We start from the raw sequence: 1047 nt of genomic DNA, 5'->3' as shown, positions 1-1047 counted from the left end.
GCCAACTCGCATCAACGCTGCCGACGACGTCCGATGCTGCCGAGGTTCGGCCGGAACCCGCTTCACCCGAGATTGCCACGGCGGTAGAACCCGCGCGCGCTCGCAACAGGTCTCGACGCAGACGCTCGCCCGGAGACGGTGCACGCTCGTGTGTTCGGCGGATCGGTGCCCGTTCCCGCTGGAGCGGTTCGACCAGGAAGAGCGCACCGCCGTCGGCGCCGGAAATCCGGTCGGCTTGAACTCGCGCCAGCGCACCGGACGCCAATTCGACTGTCACCAATCGTGATTGGTCCGGGTTGAGGTCGGCAATCAAGGAACGCAGCGATACGTGGTCGGCGGTGTCGAGCAGATCCAAGGCGGTTCGGTTGCTCAGCAGGATGTCGTCACCGATGGCCGCGACGGCGATGTGGCGTTGATGTGACACTCGCTGAAACGCGTCGACCAACCGCTGCTCCGACGCTTTGGAGCCTTCGAGCAGCCGCTTCTCGATATCTGCTGCCGCACGCGCAAGGAAGGGCGCGAACAGTGGGTTAGCCTGCGAGACAACGCCGGTCATGTCGAGAATGCCTTCGACGCGACGTGTGACGGGATGCAGGATCGGCTGGCCGTAGCAGCTCAACCCCTTGAGGCTGTCGAGAAAATGCTCGTCACCGTGGATCACGACACTTCGTCCGACCTCGAGCGGCGTACCGAGCGCATTGGTGCCGGCGTGCTCTTCACCGAAGCGTGAACCGTTGACAACACCCAACCGCTCGATCGTCCGCTCGACGCGACTGTCGGAGTACACCGAGGCCACCACTCGGCAATCCCGATCGGCCAGCAGCACACAGAACCCGGTGCCCGCGATCTGTTGCGACACCTCGTCGAGCACGGGTGCGGCGGCCCGGAGTAGACGCGACTCGCCGTCCTGCTCCTCGGTGTCCACGGCGATTGCCGACGACGGATCGAGGCCACTGAGTCGAGAGCGCTTCCAGGAGAGCGCGATCTCGGTCGTCCCGGTCCAGCCCGGGCTGGGATGCGCGGCGACACCGACCGGCTTGACGATCA

The 1047-nt window shown here is 65.4% G+C and carries 1 protein-coding gene; it reads right to left on the bottom strand.

The genetic code is table 11. From position 1 onward, the window contains the following. On the bottom strand, positions 1-1047 hold a 1047-nt coding region (locus ABT116_RS50025), incomplete at both ends, for a sigma-54-dependent transcriptional regulator family protein (RefSeq protein WP_502984120.1).

This window comes from Streptomyces sp. NPDC002130, assembly GCF_040296465.1.
Classification (GTDB): domain Bacteria; phylum Actinomycetota; class Actinomycetes; order Streptomycetales; family Streptomycetaceae; genus Streptomyces.
This window is presented reverse-complemented; position numbering and strand designations above follow the sequence as displayed.